General features: G+C 56.4%; 20 protein-coding genes and 3 pseudogenes. 8 read left to right on the forward strand and 15 right to left on the reverse strand.

Going from position 1 to position 22,600, the window contains the following annotated elements:
* Entirely contained in the window at positions 1-1,080 is a 1,080-nt protein-coding gene (locus tag AAEZ05_RS02725) for an extracellular solute-binding protein (protein ID WP_350646561.1), read from the reverse strand.
* A gap of 110 nt (positions 1,081-1,190) precedes the next feature.
* On the opposite strand from AAEZ05_RS02725, the gene AAEZ05_RS02730 reads away from it, so the two are divergent.
* A complete protein-coding gene (locus AAEZ05_RS02730; RefSeq protein ID WP_350646562.1) occupies positions 1,191-2,099 on the forward strand; it encodes a LysR family transcriptional regulator in 909 nt (302 codons plus the stop codon).
* Between the two features lie 133 nt (positions 2,100-2,232).
* Here AAEZ05_RS02730 and AAEZ05_RS02735 read toward each other — a convergent pair whose 3' ends face one another.
* Complete coding sequence (locus AAEZ05_RS02735) at positions 2,233-3,144, reverse strand: LysR family transcriptional regulator (protein ID WP_045059447.1); 912 nt, start codon at positions 3,142-3,144, stop codon at positions 2,233-2,235.
* Positions 3,145-3,251: 107 nt separating this feature from the next.
* Here AAEZ05_RS02735 and AAEZ05_RS02740 point away from each other — a divergent pair, with 107 nt between their 5' ends.
* From AAEZ05_RS02740 to AAEZ05_RS02750, 3 genes are all read left to right on the forward strand, one after another.
* On the forward strand, positions 3,252-4,991 hold the full coding sequence (locus AAEZ05_RS02740; RefSeq protein ID WP_045059446.1) for an amidohydrolase: 1,740 nt from the start codon (positions 3,252-3,254) through the stop codon (positions 4,989-4,991).
* 86 nt (positions 4,992-5,077) lie between these two features.
* On the forward strand, positions 5,078-5,818 hold the full coding sequence (locus AAEZ05_RS02745; RefSeq protein WP_045059445.1) for a TorF family putative porin: 741 nt from the start codon (positions 5,078-5,080) through the stop codon (positions 5,816-5,818).
* A gap of 56 nt (positions 5,819-5,874) precedes the next feature.
* A complete protein-coding gene (locus AAEZ05_RS02750; protein WP_350646563.1) occupies positions 5,875-7,443 on the forward strand; it encodes a long-chain-fatty-acid--CoA ligase in 1,569 nt (522 codons plus the stop codon).
* Between the two features lie 211 nt (positions 7,444-7,654).
* Here the strand turns inward: AAEZ05_RS02750 and AAEZ05_RS02755 are convergent, their stop codons facing one another.
* Complete coding sequence (locus AAEZ05_RS02755) at positions 7,655-10,141, reverse strand: arylsulfatase (protein ID WP_350646564.1); 2,487 nt, start codon at positions 10,139-10,141, stop codon at positions 7,655-7,657.
* A 181-nt stretch (positions 10,142-10,322) separates the two neighbouring features.
* Here AAEZ05_RS02755 and AAEZ05_RS02760 point away from each other — a divergent pair, with 181 nt between their 5' ends.
* Positions 10,323-11,438 (forward strand): formylglycine-generating enzyme family protein, encoded by a 1,116-nt coding sequence (locus tag AAEZ05_RS02760; protein ID WP_350646565.1) that lies wholly within the window; start codon positions 10,323-10,325, stop codon positions 11,436-11,438.
* Positions 11,439-11,593: 155 nt separating this feature from the next.
* Here the strand turns inward: AAEZ05_RS02760 and AAEZ05_RS02765 are convergent.
* Positions 11,594-12,013: pseudogene (locus AAEZ05_RS02765) on the reverse strand (transposase); the annotation flags it as partial.
* A 90-nt stretch (positions 12,014-12,103) separates the two neighbouring features.
* A complete protein-coding gene (locus tag AAEZ05_RS02770) occupies positions 12,104-12,637 on the reverse strand; it encodes a GNAT family N-acetyltransferase (protein ID WP_045059441.1) in 534 nt (177 codons plus the stop codon).
* 386 nt (positions 12,638-13,023) lie between these two features.
* Here AAEZ05_RS02770 and AAEZ05_RS02775 point away from each other — a divergent pair.
* Positions 13,024-13,248: pseudogene (locus tag AAEZ05_RS02775) on the forward strand (DUF6124 family protein); the annotation flags it as partial.
* Between the two features lie 56 nt (positions 13,249-13,304).
* On the opposite strand, the gene AAEZ05_RS02780 reads toward AAEZ05_RS02775, so the two are convergent.
* Positions 13,305-14,045, reverse strand: coding sequence for a GntR family transcriptional regulator (locus tag AAEZ05_RS02780; protein WP_045059440.1), 741 nt, complete (start codon positions 14,043-14,045; stop codon positions 13,305-13,307).
* 213 nt (positions 14,046-14,258) lie between these two features.
* Here AAEZ05_RS02780 and AAEZ05_RS02785 point away from each other — a divergent pair, with 213 nt between their 5' ends.
* Together AAEZ05_RS02785 and AAEZ05_RS02790 are read left to right on the forward strand one after the other, a co-directional pair.
* On the forward strand, positions 14,259-15,092 hold the full coding sequence (locus AAEZ05_RS02785; RefSeq protein WP_045059439.1) for an amidohydrolase family protein: 834 nt from the start codon (positions 14,259-14,261) through the stop codon (positions 15,090-15,092).
* Positions 15,093-15,122: 30 nt separating this feature from the next.
* Complete coding sequence (locus tag AAEZ05_RS02790) at positions 15,123-16,421, forward strand: SLC13 family permease (protein ID WP_045059438.1); 1,299 nt, start codon at positions 15,123-15,125, stop codon at positions 16,419-16,421.
* Between the two features lie 198 nt (positions 16,422-16,619).
* On the opposite strand, the pseudogene AAEZ05_RS02795 reads toward AAEZ05_RS02790, so the two are convergent.
* The 9 genes and pseudogenes from AAEZ05_RS02795 to AAEZ05_RS02835 form a co-directional block, all read right to left on the reverse strand.
* Positions 16,620-16,856, reverse strand: a pseudogene (locus tag AAEZ05_RS02795) (transposase); the annotation flags it as partial.
* 105 nt (positions 16,857-16,961) lie between these two features.
* Positions 16,962-17,144: a DUF1289 domain-containing protein gene (locus AAEZ05_RS02800; protein WP_082069165.1), complete on the reverse strand. Its 183-nt coding sequence runs from the start codon at positions 17,142-17,144 to the stop codon at positions 16,962-16,964.
* Between the two features lie 136 nt (positions 17,145-17,280).
* On the reverse strand, positions 17,281-18,210 hold the full coding sequence (dmeF, locus tag AAEZ05_RS02805; protein WP_045059436.1) for a CDF family Co(II)/Ni(II) efflux transporter DmeF: 930 nt from the start codon (positions 18,208-18,210) through the stop codon (positions 17,281-17,283).
* A gap of 20 nt (positions 18,211-18,230) precedes the next feature.
* Positions 18,231-18,506, reverse strand: a complete 276-nt coding sequence (locus AAEZ05_RS02810; protein WP_082069164.1) for a metal/formaldehyde-sensitive transcriptional repressor — start codon at positions 18,504-18,506, stop codon at positions 18,231-18,233.
* Positions 18,507-18,953: 447 nt separating this feature from the next.
* Positions 18,954-19,865 carry a bestrophin family protein gene (locus AAEZ05_RS02815; RefSeq protein WP_045059434.1) on the reverse strand — a complete coding sequence of 304 codons (912 nt, stop codon included), beginning with the start codon at positions 19,863-19,865 and terminating at the stop codon, positions 18,954-18,956.
* A 128-nt stretch (positions 19,866-19,993) separates the two neighbouring features.
* The gene (gene arsH, locus AAEZ05_RS02820) at positions 19,994-20,692 is read right to left on the reverse strand and encodes an arsenical resistance protein ArsH (protein ID WP_045059433.1); all 699 of its coding nucleotides are present in this window, start codon (positions 20,690-20,692) and stop codon (positions 19,994-19,996) included.
* A gap of 12 nt (positions 20,693-20,704) precedes the next feature.
* A complete protein-coding gene (locus tag AAEZ05_RS02825) occupies positions 20,705-21,175 on the reverse strand; it encodes an arsenate reductase ArsC (protein ID WP_045059432.1) in 471 nt (156 codons plus the stop codon).
* 15 nt (positions 21,176-21,190) lie between these two features.
* Complete coding sequence (locus tag AAEZ05_RS02830; RefSeq protein ID WP_045059431.1) at positions 21,191-21,574, reverse strand: metalloregulator ArsR/SmtB family transcription factor; 384 nt, start codon at positions 21,572-21,574, stop codon at positions 21,191-21,193.
* 77 nt (positions 21,575-21,651) lie between these two features.
* Complete coding sequence (locus tag AAEZ05_RS02835; protein ID WP_045059430.1) at positions 21,652-22,581, reverse strand: LysR family transcriptional regulator; 930 nt, start codon at positions 22,579-22,581, stop codon at positions 21,652-21,654.
* Between the last annotated feature and the right edge of the window lie 19 nt (positions 22,582-22,600).

The raw sequence follows: 22,600 nt of genomic DNA on the forward strand, positions 1-22,600 counted from the left end.
TTAAATTTTGGTGCGGAACGTGGTCCACAGACGAGTGCGATCGCGCTGGGCGCGTAGCGGCAGTAGCTGCTCGCTGAACAGGCGATCGCGAACTTCTTGTGACGGATAGATATCTGGGTCAGTCGTTACGGCCTTATCGATCAACGGCGTGGCCGCCTTGTTGGCGTTGGCAAAGAACAAGGAATTGGTCAGCGCGGCAATGGACTCCGGGCGCAGCATGAAGTCGATGAAGGCACGAGCGGCTTGTGGGTGCGGCGCATCCACAGGAATGGCCATGGAATCGAACCAGAGCAGGGTGCCTTCGCGCGGAATCCGATAGATCACCTCGAACGGCTGCTTGGACTCACTGGCTCGGGCAGCGGCTATCGCAGCGTCGCCGTTGTAGACCAGGGTCAGACAAACGTCCCCCTTGGCCAGGTCGTCAATCTGCCGACTGCTGTTGATATATCGCAGATTCGGCTGAAGTTGGGTCAGCAGTTGCTGTGCCTGCTTCAGCTCGTTCGCATCCGTGCTGTAGGGGCGATGGCCGAGATAGTTGAGGACGATACTGATCACTTCCTGTGGTGAATCCAGCACGGCGATACCGCAGTCCTTGAGCTTGCTTGCGTATTCAGGCTTGAACAATAGATCGAGGCTGTTCAAGGGGGCATCTGGAATCCGCTTGGCCACTGCCTGCTTGTTGATGCCCAAGCCAACCGTACCCCAAGCGTAAGGCACCCCATATTGATTGCCAGGGTCGCTGGAAGTCAGCTTGAGTAGCAGATCCGGGTCAAGGTTGGCGTAATGCGTAAGCTGGGCGTGCTCGATCGGTTGCACCGCCCCGGCTTTGATCGCCACCGCCAACGAGTTAGTGGAGGGGAACACCACATCGTAACCACTGTGTCCAGTGAGCAACTTGCTGTCTTGCTCCTCGGCGCTGGAGAACACGTCGAGTTTGACTTCGATTCCAGTCTCATTTTTGAAGCGCTGAAGCACCTCATCGGGGATGTACTCGGTCCAGGTATAAATACTCAACTGCGTATCGGTGGCCTGAGCCCCAAAACATAAGCACAAGCAGAACAAACCTATCAAGGCGCGCATGACATAAGTCCTCGGTTAGCATCGATGCGCGAATCCTATGCCCTGCCATATCTTGAATAAATATGAAGTGTGCTACCTTGGCATTCACCGCCATCAATGTTTGGAGCGACATGTTCAATCAAGTGCACGATGTTGATCTGCAACTACTGCGCTTGTTCGTCTGCGTGGTGGAATGCGGCGGTTTCAGCGCCGCCCAGGGTGAGTTGAGGATCGGCCAGTCGACCGTCAGTACGCAGATGGCCAAACTCGAAACCCGCCTCGGCTATCGTCTCTGCGAACGCGGCAAGGCGGGCTTTCGCCTGACACCAAAGGGCGAGCTGGTCCTGCAAGCCACGCGCAACCTGTTCTCTTCCATCGAAGTATTCAAGAGCGAGGCCCAGGGCATGGCCGACAAACTGCTCGGCGAACTGTCTATCGGCCTGTCCGAAGCCCTCGACTCGCAGGTGATCGAGCGTATCTCGCACGCCATCGGGTGTTTTCGCAAGCGTAACCAGGATGTGCAGATCAAGTTACTCAGTGCCATGCCGGCAGAGTTGGAACGGCGCCTGTTGCAGAACCAGTTGCACCTCGCCATCAGCTACTTCTCCGGCCAGCAAAGTGCTCTGAATTACCATCCTCTGTTCGAAGAACAGCAACGACTCTACTGCGGTAAGGGTCACCCGTTATTCGGTGTTCCACACCCCGGCCAGATGCAGTTGAGTGCCTGTGACGGAGTGCTCCACCCCTACCGCTTCACAAGCTCAGTCGAAGCATTCAAGCCCAACTACAGTAGTGTGAGCACCGAGCAGGTCGAAGGCAGTCTGGCCTTTATCCTGTCTGGCGCGCACATCGGCTACCTGCCCCGCCACGTCGCTGCGCCTTGGCAAGCCCGAGGCCTGTTGCAGGTACTAGGCCCCGCGACTTTTGAATTCAGTGTGCAATTCCATTTGGCCAACCATAGTGCCCGCCAACCAAGTGAGGCACAGCAAGCTTTGGTTGAAGATTTGCTGATGGCGTTCGCCGAACCGGAGGACGTTTGACTGGGAACCAGCGACGCGCCTACCTCAATCGTTATCCGACCCATAGCATCCGGTCATGCAGGGGGACTATCCACTGATGGCCGGCATAAAATCCTTCTCAGAGAGCGCGGTTGTTCAGTACCTCGCTACCCCTTTAATGCAGCGCCTCTTCTTCCAGGTAGTTACCAAGACATTCAATAAAAGCCAGGAGTTTGCGTGTGTGGCGTCTGTGTGCCGGATAGATTACATGGACTGTAGAACCGAATTGCTCCGGGTCAGGGTCTGTATCGGGGAGCAGCTGCACAAGTTCGCCACGCCGCAAATAGGGAGCAGCACTCCACTGTGGACAAAATTGCAATCCCTGCCCATCCAGCAGCGCATTAAACAGAAGATCATAGTTATCGCTAGACAGGCGAGGCACAGGCTGCAAAATGCGCCGGCGCTCGCCTTCATGGGTCAACCACCAGTAATGCGGGTTCAGTGCAGGGTGTCGATAGATCAACCAGTCATGTTGATCGAACGTTTGCGGTAGGACTTCTAGAGGATTGCGCTGTAGATAGCGTGGGCTAGCGCAAAGTCGGATACGGTTGACGGTCAGTGGTCGGGCAATCAGATCCGGCCCCACAGGTCCGTCACGCACAGCAAGATCGTAGCTGCCCTCAAGCAGGTCCACGAACTCTTCGGTGAGAATTACCTCAAGACGCATCTGGGGGTATCTATCGAGAAAGCGGCAGCACACCGCATTCAGAAACGCTGGACCGTAGGACGGTGGCGCCGCTACTCGCAACGAGCCACACATCTCCTGCTGGAGTTGGTCAAGATCTTCCCGAGCTTGCTGCAGCTGAATCAGCACCTGTCGAGCGCTTGCCAAATAGATCTGCCCTGCCTCGGTCAGGGCAATTCGGCGGGTAGAACGCTCAAAAAGACGTGTGCCCAATTCCGTCTCAAGGTGGGTTACCGCCCGGGTCAGAGCCGACGTGGTTTTGCCCAGATGGGAAGCTGCGCGCGTAAAACTGCCTTGATCTGCCGTGGCGACGAACATAGTGATAGCGCCGAGCTGGTCCATTCGCTTTTACCTTTCTGGAAAGTATGTCTTTCGGGGTTTAGGTATTCTTAACATCGCCTCCTTTGGATAGTCTCCCGAACACTCTAATAAAAAAAGGTTTTCAGGCGATGAAGAAGGTTCTCGGGACGACGTTGGCAATTGCTGTCGCTTTTGCATCAATGGAAAGCATGGCGGCTGTCGATTTGCTCTTGTACAACGCAAAGGTGTTCACGGCCGAGCCGGGTCAGCCGCTGCAACAAGCCGTCGCGGTAGCCGATGGCCGTATCCTCAAGGTCGGGAGTGATGTCGAGATTCTTTCGCTCAAAGATGCCATGACCCAAGTGGTGGATTTGAAGGGTAAGGTCGTCATGCCAGGCTTCATTGACAGCCACAGCCACGCGATCTTTGGCGGCGTGAAGCTAAAGGCGGCAGATCTCGAGGGCCAGATGTTGGCCTTCGACGAACTGGAGCAGCGTTTGCGCGCGTGGCGAGACGACGGCAAGGCGCGGCACGGAGACAGTCTGGCGGTCGGTGGTTTCCCCTCCACTTACTGGAGTGAAGTGGCTGAATTTGAAAAGCGCTTCAATCATGGCGAATGGGCCGATACACCGATTGCTTTCATCGGCTGGGATTATCACACCGGCTGGGCCAACGCGGCGATGCTCAAGCGAGCAGGCATCGATGCCGAGCGCGTCAAGTCGCTTAAAGGCGAAGCGGTGGCGACCATCGGCCATCATGAGGACAGTACCCCCAATGGCTTCGTGGCTGACGCGGGTCTGTCTGCGGTGATGTCGCAATTGCCTGCGCCGACCTTTGATCAACTTATGGCCGCTGGCCGCGCGGCGCGTGACCTGAACCACAGCCTGGGCATCACCGCCCTTATGGACCCGGCGGCCAATGCCATGCCAGCCGATGGGCTGTTCGACTTCAAGCCCACAGCGCACACGCTTGGGGTGTTGCCCGTCTATAAAGCGCTATCGGAAAAAGGTGAGCTTCAGTTGCGGGTAGCCGCGCTGATGGTTGCCAATCCGAAAAGCGCGCCGGCGGATCTGGATGTGCTGGATCAGGTAAGGAAGCAGTTCCTTGGCGTCGAAAATCTCAGCCTGCCGGGCATCAAGATCTTTGCCGATGGCGTCGCCGAATTTCCGGCACAAACCGCGTCGTTGCTCACCCCCTACAAGAATTCAAAGAAAGGCGGGGAGTTGTTGATCGATCCCGCTCACTTCGGTGAACTGGTCAGCGCCGCGGACGCCCGTGGCTGGCTGGTGCATGTGCATGCCATCGGCGACCGGGCGGTACGCGAAGCGCTCAATGGGATCGAGCAGGCCAGGCATGACAGACAGAGTGGCGTGACGCATTCGATCACCCATTTGCAGATGGTCAATCCCAAGGAATTCGCTCGTTTCAAGCCCCTGAATGTGATCGCTTCCATGCAGCTGTACTGGGCGTCAGCGGATGAGTTGAGCGTTGATTTGCTGAAGCCTTACATCAGTGCAATGCAGTTTCAATTCATGTACCCGGCGCGTTCATTATTGAAAAATGGCGCGACCATCGCAGGTGCCAGCGACTGGCCGGTCAGTACGCCCAACCCGTGGAAAGCTATTGGGCAGGCCATCAGTCGCAAAGGCCCCAAGGGCGTGCTCAACAAGGATGAGGATATCGATCGGGAAACGATGTTCTATGCCTATACCCGCAACGCCGCCCGCGCGATCGGTTTAGATAAAGAGATTGGCTCTGTCACCGCGGGTAAACAGGCTGACCTGATTGTTCTTGATCGCGATGTATTCAACGTGCCTGAAGAGCAACTCGCCGACACCCAAGTACTCAAGACCTATTTTTCCGGGCGCGAAGTTTACAGCCACCCGTAATCCTCCAACGTCAGCCTGACCGTTGCTCTTCGGGGCATGGGAGGGCGAAGCCTAGCCTGCCAATAATAATAAACAGGATTCAACCTATGCATCGTCTTGCTATCACGACCCTTGTCGGCTGCGCGCTTTTCCCCTTTGGCGCGGGTGCCGTGACACTTACTGACAACCTGCAACTGGAGCTCAAACCACAGGTGGTCAGCGATTACCGCAGTCGCGGATTGTCCATGACACTCGGCGATCCCGCTGCGCAATTGGAGGCCACATTGATACACAGTAGCGGTGCCTATGCGGGCGTCTGGACATCAAATGTCGACTTTGGGATGAACCTGAAAACGCGCCTGGAACAAGATTTCTACGCAGGCTTTTTCATTCCATTCAATGACGATGTCAGCCTTGATGTGGGGTATCTCAAGTACACCTATGCCAAGGAAGCACAATTCAACATGAGTGAGGTCTACGCCATTCTCAAAGCCTATGGCTTCAAGTTCGGTAGTTATTACTCCAACGACTTGAAGAACTTCGTCGGGAAAGACCAAGACACGCTCTACACCTACTTGGGGTACAGCCATGAAATTGTGGATCAGGTCGGGTTGGAGGTCCGCTATGGTCGTTTCGACTTCAAGGATGATGTGTTTTTGTCAAACAGTGGCAAGGCTCGTGGTGATTATCGCGAATGGGAAGCCAAGCTGACCCGCAGCGCACTTGGAATCAACTGGGGCCTTAGTTACGTCGACACGGACCTTTCCAAGAGCGAGTGCGCGAGTTACTACGGTTACACCGATGTGTGCACCTCGACTGTAGTGGTCAGTGCCAGCAAGACGTTCTGATCAAATCTTCAGTTAAGAAACCTGTAACTCTTTAAAAAACAAGGCAGGAGATTTAGATGTACTTGACCCAAGGGTTGCATCGCCATATGCAACAGCGTCCCGACACGCCGGCCATTCGTTACCAAGGTCGTAGTCTGAGCTTTGCCCAGTTGGGCGAACGAGTCGCCCGTCTGGCCGGCGCCTTAAAAGGCCTGGGTGTGACCAGCGGCGAGCGGGTGGCGATGCTTTCGCTAAACTCGCAGCGGTACATCGAATACTGTCTGGCGGTCCCTTGGGCCGATGCCGTGCTCAACCCGGTCAACATTCGTTGGAGCGCTGCGGAGATTGTCTATTCATTGGACGATTCTGAAACCTGTGTACTGATCGTCGACGATAATTTCCTGGATCTGGCAGGAAAAATCAGCGTTGCTGCGAAAACCCTGCGCCTGATGATTTATGCCGGGGAGGGCGAAACTCCACCTGGCATGCTCAACTACGAAATGCTGATCACCCAGTATGAGCCAGTCGAAGATGCCCTTCGTGGTGGCGATTCTCTGCTGGGCATCTTTTATACCGGTGGAACCACGGGCTTCCCCAAAGGGGTAATGCTCAGTCATAACAACCTCGTTTTATCAGCCCTGGCTACTTTCAACCAGACCGGGATCGGACCTCAGACTATCTTCCTGCATGCCATGCCGATGTTCCATATAGCTGATCTGTCGGCAATGATCTCACTGTTCATTAGCGGCGGTACGCATGTGGTGCTATCGACCTTCAAACCGCAGGAAGTACTCGAATGCATCGGCTTGGAACGAATCAGCAATACAAGGCTGGCGCCGACCATGCTGCAGATGCTCCTCGATTGGCGCGAAGGCAATCCTGCAGCGGCCCAACTTGATCTGAGCGCGCTGAGAAAAATCACTTATGGCGCTTCGGCAATCTCCCCGGCACTGCTCGACCAAGCCCGCCAGTCCTTTTCGCAAGCCGATTTCATTCAAGGCTACGGCATGACCGAACTGTCTCCCTTCGCGTGCATCCTCGATGCCGAGTATCACTGCGAGGCGCATCAGCGCAGCGGCAAAATGTACTCGGCGGGGGTTGCGGTCAACTGCGTTGAAATCCGTATCGTGGATGACGAAGACAGGGAGGTGCCGCGAGGCATCGTGGGGGAGATCGTCGCACGCGGACCGAATGTCATGCTTGGTTACTGGAACAACGTGCAAGCCACTGCCGAAGCGCTGCGTAACGGCTGGATGCACACCGGCGATGGTGGCTACATGGACGAAGATGGCTTCGTCTATATCTGTGACCGGCTGAAGGACATGATTGTGAGCGGCGGGGAGAACATCTATACCGCCGAGGTCGAAAACGCCATCGTCAGACTTGCGGCCGTTACCCAAGTTGCAGTGATAGGCATTCCCAGCGATAAATGGGGCGAGACGGTTCACGCAGTGATCGTTTGCAACCCTGGCGCACGTATCTCCGAGCAAGAAGTTATCGCCCACTGCCGCGAATCCATTGCCGGTTACAAAGTTCCGCGTAGTGTCGAGTTCCGGGACTCGTTGCCATTATCCAGTGTCGGGAAAGTGTTGAAGACCGAACTGCGCAAGCCGTTCTGGGAGAACCGAGCTCGTCAAATTGCCTAGACCGCCGATGCGCAATGCAGCAATTGGCTACTTGAACCGCGATAAATCGCATTGGGAGTAACACTGACAAACCGTCACGAGAGGCAGAAAACGACCCAAAGCGCACCTTCAGGAAAAGTTGCAACAGGCGAACTCGATCCGATGGTTACAAAGGAGGCTGCCGCAGGTAAGTCGCGGATCATCTCGTGCGAGTTGACCCGCGTGCTTTTGCCTAGTCTTTGCTGCCAACCTTGTTCTGAACTGCCTCCTTGCCCTCGACATTCAACTGCGTTGGTTCAAGCTTGACGGAAAGTTTGTGCAGTGAACCGGTGAATGCAAACGGTACCTGGTAATCCTTGTCATCGACGGGGGTGCCGGTGTCGGAACCGATATCGAAACTTTCATCCACGCCGAAGACGAACGGAACGCTGTGTGGGATTGTTTGACTAGCCAGTTGCTTTCCATCCATCGACAGCACGCCGGTGCCGCCCTTACCGAATCCCGGCCCGGCATATTTGAAATCAAAGCTGATGCTGTGTTTTCCGGAAGTGAGCGCCTCGGTTCCTTCCCAGCGGAATCGCGCAACGCCTTCAAGGTTATAGTTGAAAACCGGCTTACCCTTCAGGAGGTAGAGCGCGTAACCCCCGAAGCGGCCGCCGTCGGTCACCAATACACCGTCGCCGCCGTTTTCAGGAACAGTGATGTCCGCCGTAATGACGTAGGACTTGTTCAACACGTTGGGTTCGTTGCCTGGAAGTATGCCGGTAATCGGAGACAGATATTCGAACTCGGTGCGTCCGGCCACGATGCTCGGCCTCTGTGCAACGACGCGCGTAAATGCGGAAGCGTCGAGCGGCAACACTTGATATTTGTTCGCTTCCACCCAGAACAGATCCTGTAGTTCCTTGAGTTTCGCAGGGTTGGCGGCGGCGATATCGTCATTCTGCGTCCAGTCCTTTGTGAGGTCATAGAGCTCCCATTTGACGCCATTGACGATGTCCTTGGGTGGCTGAGAAGTAATGTCCCAAGGTGCGCGGTAGGGCGTCGTCGATGCCATCCAGCCCTCATGATAAAGCGCGCGCATTCCAAACATCTCGAAATACTGCGTGGTGCGTGTAGAGGGCTTTTCGGCATTCTGCTTGTCGAAGAGGTAAGCCATGCTCGAACCTTCGATGGGCTTTTGCGCAATGCCGTCTACCTGAAGCGGTGCGTCAATGCCGGTGGCTTCAAGAATCGTCGGCTCTATGTCAATGACATGGTGGAACTGGTTACGGATGCCGCCAGCATCCTTGATCCGGTTCGGCCAGGAGATGGCCATGCCTTGGCGGGTGCCACCAAAATGCGATGCGATTTGCTTGGTCCACTTGAAGGGAGTGTCCATGGCCCAGGTCCAGCCCACGGCCATGTGCGGATAGGTTTGGTCCGATCCCCAAGCATCCAGATACTTCATTTGCTCGGCGACCGGCACATCGATTCCGTTGAACGTGGTCATCTCGTTTGGTGTGCCGTTCGGGGTGCCTTCGGCGCTGCCGCCGTTGTCACCGCTGATATAGAAAATCAGCGTGTTGTCGAGTTTGCCCATGTCATCAATCGCTTGGATCACACGACCGATTTCATGATCGGTGTACGCCAGATAGGCCGCATAGACTTCCATCTGGTGGGCATACAGTTTTTTCTCGTCCGCCGAAAGTTCATCCCATTTTTTCAGTGAATCCGGCCAAGGTGTGAGCTTGGCTTCCGGCGGGATGACGCCGAGACGCTTCTGATTGGCGAAGATCTGGTCGCGCGCGGCGTTCCAGCCCATGTCGAACTTGCCCTTGAACTTGTCGACCCATTCGGGCGTCGGGTGATGTGGCGCGTGGGTGCCGCCGGGCGCGTAGTAAAGAAAGAACGGCTTCTTAGGATCGAGGGCATTCAATTCAGAGACATAGCCAACGGCGTCATCCGCCATCGCGGTGATCAGGTTCCATGCCGGCTTGCCAACGTAAGGATGAATTGGCGTGGTATTGCGCATCAGATTACCCGGTTGCCACTGGCTGGTTTCGCCGCCCATGAACCCGAAGAAATAATCAAAGCCCATACCGATGGGCCATTGATCAAACGGGCCGGCCTGGCTGATCTGGAAGGATGGGGTGTTGTGGTTTTTGCCGAACCACGAGGTGGCATAGCCGTTGTCCTTGAGGATTTTGCCAATGGTCACCTTGTCCTTGGTGATGACACTGTTGTAACCGGGATACCCCGTCGAAATTTCCGTGATGACGCCGAAACCGACGGAATGGTGGTTGCGCCCGGTAATCAAGGCGGCACGTGTGGGAGAGCACAGTGCCGTCGAATTGAATTGTGTGAAGCGCAATCCGGCTGCCGCAACGCGATCCATGCTCGGCGTCGGGATGAGACCGCCGAACGTACTGGGCGCACCGAAGCCGACGTCGTCAGTGATGATCAGCAAGACATTCGGCGCGTCTTTTGGAGGTACGATGGTCGGGGACCAGTAGGGCGTCGAGGTCGTAGCGTCGAGGTTGATGACGCCACCAAACGCCGGAGGAGGGTTGGGTAGATATCTGCCATCGATGGTCGTGGTCGCACTGGGTGAACCGGGCGTGCCGTTGACTTCCTGTGGCGCTGCATAGGCACAAGAGAGCGTAAGCATGGCAAAGGCCAGTCCAGCACCAAGCCTGTTATGCAGCCGATTTGATTGAGTCCAGTATGCAATGGCCATGGCCAGCTCCTGTAACCCCCCGAAACCCCAAGTTCCGAGTGTAGAACCGTTTTCGTCGCTTGCCAGTCCATCTCATCAGCAGCGTAGGTGGCCGTTGACTTTGGAGGTGTGGTGTCTATACCTGATCTTGATACTCAGCAGGTTCAGTAGGGGCTGCAGACTGGTATGAGGAGGAGCGCACATGCTTATCAGGAAACGGCGTGCTGGTATCGCCATCGTCTGCGCCGGGATCGTGTTGGCTTGCGTGGCGTTTGTGCCGTATCAGCACATTCGTGGCCCCGTGCCGTTAGCGCTGGGTGATGGAAAGAATGGCCCCCTGGATATGGTCTGGCTTCCTGGTGGCGAGTTTTTGATGGGGAGCGATCACCAGCAGGCACGTCCAAACGAGCGCCCGGCGCACAAGGTGCGACTGGACGGGTATTGGATTGACCGCAATGACGTCACCAATGCCGATTTCGCCCGTTTCATTGCTGAAACACATTACGTCACCACCGCCGAACGCAAACCCAGATGGGAAGATTTGGAGGTACAACTACCGCCAGGTACTCCCGAGCCAGATGACAGCGACCTGGTGCCTGGCGCAATGGTTTTTGTCGGCTCAGACAGACCCATCCCGCTCAATGATTTCAGCCAGTGGTGGGCATTCGTACCGGGGGCTGACTGGCGTCACCCGTTGGGACCAGACAGTACAATCGAGGGCAAGGAAACCCATCCTGTTGTTCAGGTATCAAGTGAAGATGTACAGGCGTACGCAGCATGGGCGCACAAGCGCCTACTCACCGAGGCTGAATGGGAATACGCCGCGAGAGGCGGGCTGGAACAAGCGAATTATGCGTGGGGGAATGACTTCTCGCCCGGAGGAGAAAAGATGGCGAATACCTGGGATGAGATACAGCCGTTTCCAGTGACCGGGGCCAGTAACAAATTCAAAATTGGCACCAAGCCGGTGGGCAGTTACCGACCTAACGCCTACGGGCTCTACGATATGTCCGGGAATGTTTGGCAATGGGTCGCCGATTGGTATCGAGCCGACGCGTTTGGAGTTGGTCTCAAACATCAACCGGCGAGCGAAGCAGCGGTAAACCCGGCGGGTCCTCCCGACAGCTATGACCCCGAACTCGGGGTGACGGCCCATGCGCCGCAGCGTGTCATTCGAGGCGGATCTTTTCTTTGTAGCGACAGCTATTGCACGAGTTTTCGAACCAGTGCCAGGCAGGGCGCCGATCCTATGAACTCCATGTCGCATCTCGGCTTTCGCTTGGCGATGAGTAATGACCAATGGGAAAAGAGCCGTTGAATACAAAGCTCACGCTGGCCATGCGTGAAAACACGAATGACCGCTATTGGCCGATTGTGTTGAAAAAGTCGATTTTTCAAGAAGCGTGACGCTGAGCTCGGCCTCATCAAAGAACCTATTCACCACTGTTAAGTGACTTTTCGATGCTTCGTTGCGCCCTTGACCAGACCGGCGTCCATACAGCGACGCAGCACTTCATTAAACAACCAGCGAAACAGATCGCTATCCCGAAAACGGCCATGTCGATTTTTGGAAAACGTTTAGTGACTGGGTACTTCATCTTCAAGGCTCAACCGGCAGAACCAGCGATACGCCAGGTTCAGATGGGCCTCTTCGCACAGCCGTCGCTCAGAGCGAATGCCGTAGCAATATCCCACGATCAGCATGCGGATCATCAGTTCAGGATCAATCGACGGACGCCCAATCGGGCTTTAGAAATCGGCGAGATAATGGCGCAGGTCGCTCAGATCGAGACATTGATCAATGCTGCGCAGAAGGTGATTGGCTGGAATGTGATCTTCAAGGTTGAACGAGTAAAACAGCCGCTCCTGCCCACTCGATAACTGTCCCATCATGCTGCGTATTCTCCCGCTGGCCGACGGGTATATTTTGCCGCAAGCCAGACAGGAGAGATACGAGCTAATCAAGAATGACCCGAATGGACTCTAATTTTCGCAGGTGGCGTTTCGTAGATCGTGCCACATATGCACTTTCGAAATGAATTGGTCCCCTACTGCTACCGCCAAAGGTTCTATTCCAAATGGCTTGAATCCCATTCGCTCATAGAGCCCTTGAGCACCTCGATTGCCCTCGGTGACGGTCAGTTGAACAAGCAAAAGCTGAGGCCGGGATTTCGCATAGGCCAGGATGCTGTGCAGCAGATTATATCCGATGCCTTTCTCTCGATGAGCGAGTGGAACGTACATTCCGAAGAGCGTGGATTTGTGGCTGGCCTTCTTTCTTCTTTCAACAGAAAGTCCAGCGACACCAAGCAAATCCTCACCCTCAAACGCAGCGAACACCGCATCGGCAGCATCAGATCCACTATTAAGCCTTTTCTCCCACCAGTCGATGGGTAAGGCTTCGCGCTCGCCGACATCGGAAGTAAAAGCATCGGGATGAAGGCGATAAGCCTCAAGCATTAGAGCTCGATACGACGAGGTATGATCCGGGGTCAGTCGTTTAATTATCGTGGGCATCGAAATCACATTTCATGGTCGTGCACTGATTATGTCCTTTCTAGGCTCAAGGCGACACAGTCGGAGATGCTTGCGTTTTTCAACAGAATCAGCCGAATTCCGCCCGTCGCGAGAGGCAGAAAACGACCCAGGCTGTGTGAAACCGTTTTGAAGCAGGCTTTTCAGTCAGGACTGGAACGAACATCGCGCTCTTGCGCAAATTTTCGGGCTGCTGATTAACAAAACACCCGCAGATTTTACGTAGCAACGAGACTTCAATACGGCACATGCGTTTTCACACAGCCTGGACCCTAAGCGGATACTCACCTGAAGTTCCCTTTCGGTTTTGCTCCAAATGTGGTTCCCATTAGGCCAACTCCCTCGACTATTACCTCAACACCGAAGACATCAAAACCCGCAGCCGGGCCCCGAGCACGATGTAAGCGATTAACCCGGATTTCGACACGGAAGACTTGCTGGTTCACGCCTGTGAATGCTTGGCGTCGTCCAATGTAATGGCCTGCGACTTGGCGGAGACGTTTCAGTGGCAGAGTCGTAATGCGTTGTTGGGGCTTGAACAGATCATCATGCTCGGTGAGCTGGCGGTGAATCGGGCGCTGGATTGGTTGGACCGCCGGCGTAATCCTGACACCTGGCGGCGAGGGCGTTGGTACCATTGCCACTCGGCTCATGAGATATCGATTTGGTACCTGAACCCCTCGGCCGCCGCGCGGGAAATTCGGTATTCGAGCGGGGAGCGGTCGTAGCCGAGGGCGGTGCGCTCGATGGTGACGACCGGGGCGCCTTCTTTGATCGAAAGGATTTTGGCGATGGCCCGGTCGGCTTGCTCCACGGTGAGGATCTCGGTCGCCGAGCCGATACATTGGCCGCACTGGGTTTCATAAAACGGGTAGAGCAGTTTGCCGAAGCTTTCGGAATTAATGTCCAGCAATACGCCGAACCGTGTGACGGAAAGCCAGATATCCTCGTGAAAAAGTGTGCGGCTTTCAATCATCCGCAGCCGCTCCAGGTGCACGACGTCTTCGTCGTCCTGCAACTTCAGTGCTGTTGCCACCCGCTGTGAGGGTTTTTGCCGGTTTTTTGCCAGGATGCGGCTGGTCGGTGTTTCGCGCCCACCTGCGGTATTCACTTGCCTGAAGAATCGCGCCAGTGAGGCATCGAAGTTGGGGCGGCGCACGTAGGTGCCACGACCCTGGCTGCGCAGGAGCAGGCCTTCATTGACCAGCGTATCCACGGCCTTCCGCACTGTACCGATCGCCACACCATAGTGTTTGGTGAGCTCGGCCTCCGTGGGGATGGGCGAGCCTGGCATCCATTCGCCGGTGCCGATCTTGGCGAGCATTTCTTCTCGCAGGCGCTGATAGAGCGGCAAGCGCTCGTCGTATCCGAGGGTAGTAGGGGCGTTCATTTTTCTTTGATTCCTTTTCGGCATGCGGAGCCACTTTATCACCTGCGTGAGGTTTGACAGATATCTATCCCTGAATATATGGTGATCTAGTCATCTATATGAATTTGTGACATCTATACACATGCTGACGATGGAAGATTGGGCCAAAGGGCCTGGTTTTTCATGGGCGGCAGGTGATTTGCCATAACAACAAACGATCGGGGTTATCTGTTTATGACCAGCCTTCACCCGCCTGCCTTCACCGGTGTGGACACGCACGCCCATGTCTTCCGCCAAGATCTGCCGATGGTTGCCAACCGTCGCTACAGCCCGCGTTACAACGCTTTGGTGGAGCAATACCTGGATCACCTGGATCACCACGGTTTTTCACACGGCGTGTTGATTCAGCCGAGCTTTCTAGGCACCGACAATCACTTCATGCTCGACGCTTTGCGCCGTTATCCGCAGCGTTTGCGTGGGGTGGCGGTGGTGGATGTCGGCGTAAGCGAAACCCAGTTGGACGAATTGGCCGAAGCCGGTGTGGTCGGCATCCGTTTGAATCTCATTGGTAAGGCGCTGGCGGATTACAGCAGCCCAGCCTGGACCGCTCTGTTCCGGCGGTTGGCGCTGCGGGGATGGCAAGTGGAAATTCAGCGCGGCATCGATGACCTGGCGCTGATCGTATCGGCCATCAGGGCCTGCGGTGTGACCGTGGTCGTTGATCATTTCGGCCTGCCGACGGGGGGCATCGATGCCGGGAACCCCAACCATCAGGCGTTTCTTGAGTTGCTGAACGATGACGGGGTGTGGCTCAAGCTGTCCGCCGCGTACCGCAGTCAATCCGATCTTGCCCAGGCATCGCATGGGCTGTCGCTGTTGCGCGACGCGAGTGGCGGTCTCCAGCGACTCGTCTGGGGCAGCGATTGGCCCAACACTCAGTATGAACAGCAGACAAACTATACCCGGCAAGTGGCTTTCCTCGAAGGCTTGCTGCCGGACGCGGCCGAGCGGGCACATGTGCTCAAGGACAACCCAGCGAAGCTGTTTGGCTTCGACATGTGCTGCTAAACGATCAATAACAACAATAGGACTTCCATCATGATGAGCCTGCTCGTCGTCGCGGCAATCGTTGTCGCCGTCGCCCTGGGTTACAAGACCAAGATCAACATAGGTCTGTTCGCCATCGCTTTTGCTTACCTGATCGGCTGTTACGGCATGGGGTTGAGCCCGTCCGAAGTCATCAGCCTGTGGCCGCTGAAGATTTTCTTCATCATCTTCTCGGTTTGTCTGTTCTATAGTTTTGCCACCGTCAATGGAACGCTTGAAAAGCTGGCGGAGCATCTGATTTATCGATGCCGGTCGATGCCTCAACTGTTGCCGTTCGCGGTCTTCTTCACGGCAACCGCCATCTCGGCGATGGGGGCGGGCTACTACACAGTGCTGGCGTTCATGGCGCCCATCACGCTGCTGCTGTGTGAGCGCACCGGGATGAGCCTGATCACGGGTGGCATGGCGGTCAACTATGGCGCCTTGAGCGGAGCCAACTTCGTCTCCAGCCAGAGTGGTATCATTTTTCGTGGCTTGATGGCCAATGCCGGCATCCCGGAAAACGAGGCCTTCATCAACGCCGCAGCGATTTTCGCCAGTACCCTGGTGATACCGCTGGCGGTGATTTCGGTATTGGTGTTTCTCACCGGCCATGGCAAGGCGATGAAGGCGTCCGCTTATGCGGTCGTGGTGCCGACGCCGCTGAACCGCGAGCAGACAATCACCCTGTGGCTGACGTTGGCGATGATGGTGATCGTGCTGGCGGCGCCCATCGCGCAAATTGTCTTCCCTGACAACTCCACGGTGAGCTTCATCAATTCGAAGATGGACATCGGTTTGATTGCCAGCCTGTTCTCGGTGATCGCGCTCTTGTTGAAACTGGGCGACGAACGCAAGGCCATGGCGTCCGTGCCCTGGGGCACGTTGATCATGATTTGCGGTGTGGGCATGCTGATTTCGGTCGCGATCAAGGCCGGGACCATCGGTTTGCTGGCATCGTGGATGGGCAATAGCATTGCGCCGATCATGGTGCCGATTGTCTTCGGTGTGGTGGCGGCGTTCATGTCACTGTTCTCCAGCACACTGGGGGTGGTGACGCCGGCGCTGTTCCCGTTGGTGCCACCGCTTGCCACGGCACTGGGGCTCGATCCGATGATCCTGTTCGTGGCCATCGTCGTGGGCGCTCAAGCCACCTCGATCTCGCCGTTCTCCTCTGGAGGCAGCTTGATATTAGGCTCATGTACCACGGAGCAGAGCCGCAGCTCACTGTTCCAGCAGCTCCTGTTTCGCGCAGCGCCTCTTGGCTTTGTCGCGGCACTGGTGTTCAACGCTGTCCTGACATTCGTCTAAGCACGGCTCTTCACGGCCCGGCGCCTTTGCCGAGCCGTTGCGTTTGGCACGTCGATCAACCAATAGGGAAAAATGACCCTCATTGATGATCTGGAAAGTGTGCAGGCCATCCGGCATCGGTTAATTCGAATGGGATTGCTTGCCGTTGCCCATCACGTTAAGGCTTTGATCGCGCTAGCTGAACCGGACACTGAAGCCCAGCCGTCGCTCAGAGCGAATGCCGTAGCAATAGCCCACGATCAGCATGCGAATCATCAGTTCAGGATCAATCGACGGACGCCCAATCGGGCTGTAGAAATCGGCGAGGTAATGGCGCGGGTCGCTCAGATCGAGACATTGATCAATGCTGCGCAGAAGGTCATTGGCTGGAATGTGATCTTCAAGGTTGAACGAGTAAAACAGCCTCTCCTGCCCACTCGATAACTGTCCCATCATGCTGCGTGCTTCCCTGCTGGCCAATGCAGAGATTTTGCCGCAGGCCAGACAGGAGAGCTACTTTTTCAACAGAGTCGACCCATAGCGGTCATCCAGAACAAGTGACTATCCTTGTGATTTCTTCAGCCCTTTCAAGCGCACATTCGCCCTTTGCACTGCGGCCATTTTTTCAGGCCGCTTCATGCGTTTCCACTTTCTGATGTCTTCCTTGCTTCGCCCGCAGCTCACACACAGATCACCACTGAGCTGGCAAACTGAGATGCAGGGATTCTCGATTTCTTTAGCCATTGTCAGCCACCTTTGGGCACACGTGATTGATCGCATGCTTCGGTAGGCGTGGTTATCAACCGACGTTCGATTCGTGCCAGTTCACGTTTCCCTAGAGGTATTGCGGGTTCCTTTGGAGACAATGGTGGGGAGGCGCTTAATAGACAGGTCGAAACTCGACCGTCAGATGGCTGACTTCGTGAACCGGCTTGAGACGTTCACGAATGCTATCGGCGTTCGCAGTGGCCTCACCAAGGACGCTGACGATGGCCGCATGGGCTTGCGGTCCAACCCGCCAGACGTGCAAATCCGTGATAGTGGCATCCCCCGGTTTCTCAACCAGTTCGCGGATTTCCTCGGCAACGTGTGCATCTGTCTGATCCAGCAGTACTCCTGCGGTGGCTCCCATCAAGGTCCATGCCCAGCGCGCAATAACAACTGCGCCGACAATGCCCATGACCGGGTCCAGCCACACCCAGCCGAGATACCGGCCGGCGAGCAATGCAGCAATGGCCAGAACGGAAGTCAGCGCGTCTGCAATGACGTGGACGTAGGCCGATTTCAGGTTGTTGTCGTTCCCGTGATGGGCGTGGGCATGGCCGTGATCGTTATCGTGATCGTGCCCATGACTGTGCCCGTGGCCCAGCAGCAGGGCACTGACAATGTTGACGATCAAACCGGCAATCGCGATGAGCGTAGCGGTGCCGAACTGAACTTCCGTTGGCTGCAAGAGGCGCATGACAGACTCAACGCCAATTCCCAGGGAGACCATACCGAGAATCAGCGCCGAGGCGAATCCGCCCAAGTCTCCAACCTTACCGGTACCGAAACTGTAGAGCTGGCTGGAAGCGTGGCGTTTTGCGTATCCATAAGCGGCCGCCGCGATGCCCAATGCGCCGGCATGAGTTGCCATGTGAAAGCCATCAGCCAGTAACGCCATCGAGCCCGAGATATAGCCAGCGGTGATCTCGCCAACCATCATCACAACGGTCAGCGCCACAACCCAAAGCGTACGCTTGGCATTTTCGTCGTGTGCTGAGCCAAGGAACACATGGTCGTGTGTGTAGTTGATGTTCGTGCTGTTCATGAGCGTGTTCCTGGATGCGTTCACTTGGAGTAACGGCGAATGGCTTCAAGAAGCTCTTCGACGCCTTTGTTACGCTCTTCTTCGCTGAGAGCAGGGTTTGCGACATGCTCCCGCGCGTGTTCCTCGATGATTTCCTCCATCAAGCCATTGATGGCTCCGCGAGTAGCGGCAACAAGGTGCAGTGTTTTGGCGCAATCGAGGTCCGACTCCAATGCCCGCTCAACGGCTTGGATTTGTCCGGCGATGCGTTTTACGCGTTTGAGAAGATCGTCTTTGTTTACCGCAATATGACCCATGGGATACCCCCCCTACCTATGCATTGTGCATGATAGGCATACCCCCTATACCTATGCAAGGTTCGGCGGACGGAGGGGTTATCTGCGCGCCCTTGCGGGAAGGAGAGACTTCAATTTCGAGGGGAGAACGAGGGGTTTGGAGGGTGCGCTTCTGGCCGATAACTGCCTGTGATCGAGGCATGTAATCGACTCATGGCTTACGGTTAAAACAGACAGAAATCGGCCAATAGACGAGGGTGGCGACAGGCAAAACTGGCCTGTATTCCCGGGCTTTAGCAATAAATGGCTCAAGCGGATGTTTCGGCGCTGCTCGCCCATCAGCGTCTTGATGATATTTTTCAGTAGCGGCTTTGGGACGCTCAGTCTGTACATCTGCGCTTGACGATTTTCCGTTTGCCGACTGTCATCCGGTTTTCAGTCGAGCGTTACGGTTCCTGACTGCCATGCTCATAGAGCATTAGCAGGCTCTTCCAGCCTGCGCACATCGCCCAAAGAATCACGCTGCATCGACTGCAGGTTTTTCTCGATGGTTTCGCAGAGGTCTTCCATCTGTATCTGGTGTTCGCTGTGGCGGAACGGGCTTTGCAAGTCGGTGCCAATGCGTTCGATGGCCAATAGCATGAAGCCCACGACGGTCGAAGCCAGTGGCGTGAACCAGCCGAGGGATTCCACCAGCCCCACCGGCACGATCAGGCAAAACAGCGAAATAAACAGCCGCGGAAAATACACGTAAGGGTAGGGCAGCGGGGTATTGGCGATCCGCTCCATGCCTCCCTGGCTGTTGGACAGGTCCACCAGGGTTGACTCAAGCCTGGCCAGGCGAATGCTGTCCAGCCGCCCGGCCTTGTACTCCCGGGCCAGCAACGCCGCTGAGCCGGTGAGGATGTCGTTGGCAAAGTTGTTGGTGGTGCCACTGCGAGCAAATTCCTCAGCGGGAATAAACGCGCGGACTTCCTCCGGACAAGCATGGCCCTGTAAATGCGCCGCCAGGCAATTCACATACGCCACGTGGCGGCGCAGCAGGGTCGACTTGACCGGATTGAACTCAGGGCCAGCGTCATCCAGCAACGTCAGCACCTGACGGGCGAAGCTGCGAGAGTTATTTATCATCGACCCCCACAACGTCCGCGCTTCCCACCAACGGTTATAGGCACTGCTGTTGCGAAAGCTGATCAGCACCACCAATGCCGAACCGAGCAATGTCAGGGGCATCAGCGGCAGGTTGATCTTGGCGTTGAGAAACAGCATGAAGTCCACGGTGACCGCGATGTCCCAGAGCAACAGCCAGAACAACGCCCAGCCCACGTAACCCATGGTCTTGATGATCAGTCGGTATTTTTTGATGACGGCAGCTTTCAAACGGAAACCTCGTGGTGAGCGGTAAGCATTAACGCCTTACCTCGGACGGTGTTTTCGGGGGAAAGGTTCGGTCTGCGACGCCGATTCATGTTGAGCCTTACCAAGGCTGGGGTGGCGTTGCTTCTTCATCAAATCGAACGCTGATTGACACGCGCCATCAGTTGCTCGGCACTTTCCTTGCGCTCCGAGTAGCGATCGACGAGAAAATCCTGGCGGTCGCGCAGTAGGAGGGTGAATTTCACCAGCTCCTCCATGACATCGACAACCCGATCATAGAACGGCGATGGTTTCATTCGCCCGGCGTCGTCGAATTCCATGTAAGCCTTCGGCACTGACGACTGATTGGGGATGGTGAACATGCGCATCCACCGTCCCAGCACACGCAGTTGATTGACCACGTTAAACGACTGGGAGCCGCCGCATACCTGCATCACTGCCAGGGTCTTGCCCTGGGTCGGACGAACTGCACCGAGCTCGAGCGGGATCCAGTCGATCTGTGCCTTGAATACCGCCGACATCGCGCCATGGCGCTCCGGCGAACACCACACCTGACCTTCCGACCACACCACCAGATCGCGCAGTTCCTGCACCTTGGGGTGTTCGACCGGAGCATCGTCAGGCAACGGCAAGCCGGACGGGTTGAAGATGCGCACCTCTGCGCCGAAGTGCTCAAGCAGGCGGGCGGCTTCTTCTACCAGCAGCCGGCTGAAAGAGCGTTCGCGGGTCGATCCGTACAGCAGCAGGATGCGCGGTTTGGGGGCGCCCAGGGTCGATGTTTGCAGACCTTCGAACAGGGTGGCGTCGAGGTTGGGCAGGTGTTCTGACATGAACAGTTCTCCTCAGAGAGTGCCGATGCGATCGAGCTCGTGTTTGAGTTCATCGCGGCTTAGACGGTTGAAGGGCAGTTCGAGGAAGGCCTGGCAGCGTTGTTCGATGCGCGCGAGCGTGGCACGGAAAGCGGCGTCGATCAGCGCTTCGTCACCGCTGACATCGGATGGATCTTCCAGCCCCCAGTGGGCTTTCAGCGCAGGGCCGAAGTAAACGGGGCAAGCTTCACCTGCGGCCTTGTCGCAGACGCTGATGACGATGTCCGGCGGGTTGCCTGCGAAGGCATCGTTGCCTTTACTGTACAAACCATCGGTGGAGATACCGGCCTGCTGCAAGGTAGACAGGCTGCGCGGCAACACCTGGCCCTTGGGAAAGCTGCCAGAACTCACCGCTGCGAACCCGGCGGGCGCCAGATGATTGAACATGGCTTCAGACAGAATGCTGCGGCAGCTGTTGGCCGTGCACATGAAGAGGACTTGCATGGAGTACTCCAGCCGCTATGGGCGAACATCAAAGGACGGATCGAAGGGGTTTGAGCAGCAGGCGCTTTCGCGCACAGGCCGTGCATTCATGTTCTGCAGGCGTGAGGAGTTGTCCATGAGCCAATCGGCATTAGCCTTTGCCGTCACTCGCAGGATTTCGTGAACCCACTCCGGCAGCTGCGGGTTAAGACGGTAATACACCCACTGGCCCTGACGCCGATCCAGCAGCAGGCCGTTGCTACGCAATTGTGCGAGGTGACGGCTGATTTTCGGTTGACTATCGTCGAGCGCGCACATCAGTTCGCAGACGCATAACTCGCCCTGCTCGGCAATCAGCAGGGTGGCGCGCAGGCGGGTCTCGTCAGCCAGGCTCTTGAAGATTTCAAGGGGGGTGATCATCGCAAGCGCTCTTTACATATGGATGATCGAATATACGGATAACCATATGTATTAAGCAAGTCAGAAATTCTAGCGGCTTACCCGAGGTGCCGTGGCGGGTCTGCTCGTAGCGCGTGCTCCAGGAAATCGATGAACGCGCGCACCTTGGAGTTCAGCGCCGACCGTTCGGTGACGCACGCAAAGATATCCATAGGCTCAGGTTGCGCAGTGGCTGCGTCTGGATGATGCGGTTCGAACAACGGCACCAATCGTCCGAGTTCGATCAGCGGCTGAGCCACGAAGTCTGCGAGTCGCGCGATACCGCCGCCATTCACCGCAATTTGCGCAAGCATATCGATGTCATCGCAGACAAACTCAGGGTTGGTTTTCACCTCGAACGAGTGGCCGTGCCGAATGAAATTCCACGGCAGGTAACGTCCATCAGTGGGATAGCGAAACACCAGGCACGCATGTTTGTGCAAGTCTTCGGGTGTCGCGGGTACGCCGGCACGCTGCAGATAGGCAGGGGAGGCGCAGAATATGAAAGGGCGCGAGGCAATCTGGCGGGCAACCAGGCTTTCGCTCAACTGCGCCTTGATCCGGATGCTGACGTCGATGCCCTCCAGGCGGTGATCGACGCGCCGGTCAGTGCTGATCAACTCGATGTCGATGCGCGGGTAGGCTGCCTTGAAAGCAGGCATCAAGGGGGCGAGCACATGACGACCGAATGCCGCCGTGGTCGCCGCGCGCAGTGCGCCCTGCGGCTCGCTGGTCATGGTCGCCGACTGCGCGGCCAGATCGATATCCCGTGGAATGTGCCGGACTTTCTCGAAGTAGCGCGCACCGCTTTCAGTCAGCACCATGCTGCGAGTGGTCCGCGACAGCAGGCGCACACCGAGGTGTGCCTCCAGCCGCGAGAGGCTCTGGCTGACGGCTGCCGCACTCTGGCCCTGGGCGCGGGCCGCAGCGGCAATGCTGCCGGTTTCCACCACCCGGATGTAGGTGTTGATCAAACCCAGAGTATCCATGAACTGACTGTCTGCTCGA

Origin of the sequence: Pseudomonas sp. HY13-MNA-CIBAN-0226 (assembly GCF_040310305.1) — a bacterium.
Taxonomy (GTDB): Bacteria; Pseudomonadota; Gammaproteobacteria; order Pseudomonadales; family Pseudomonadaceae; genus Aquipseudomonas; species Aquipseudomonas gregormendelii.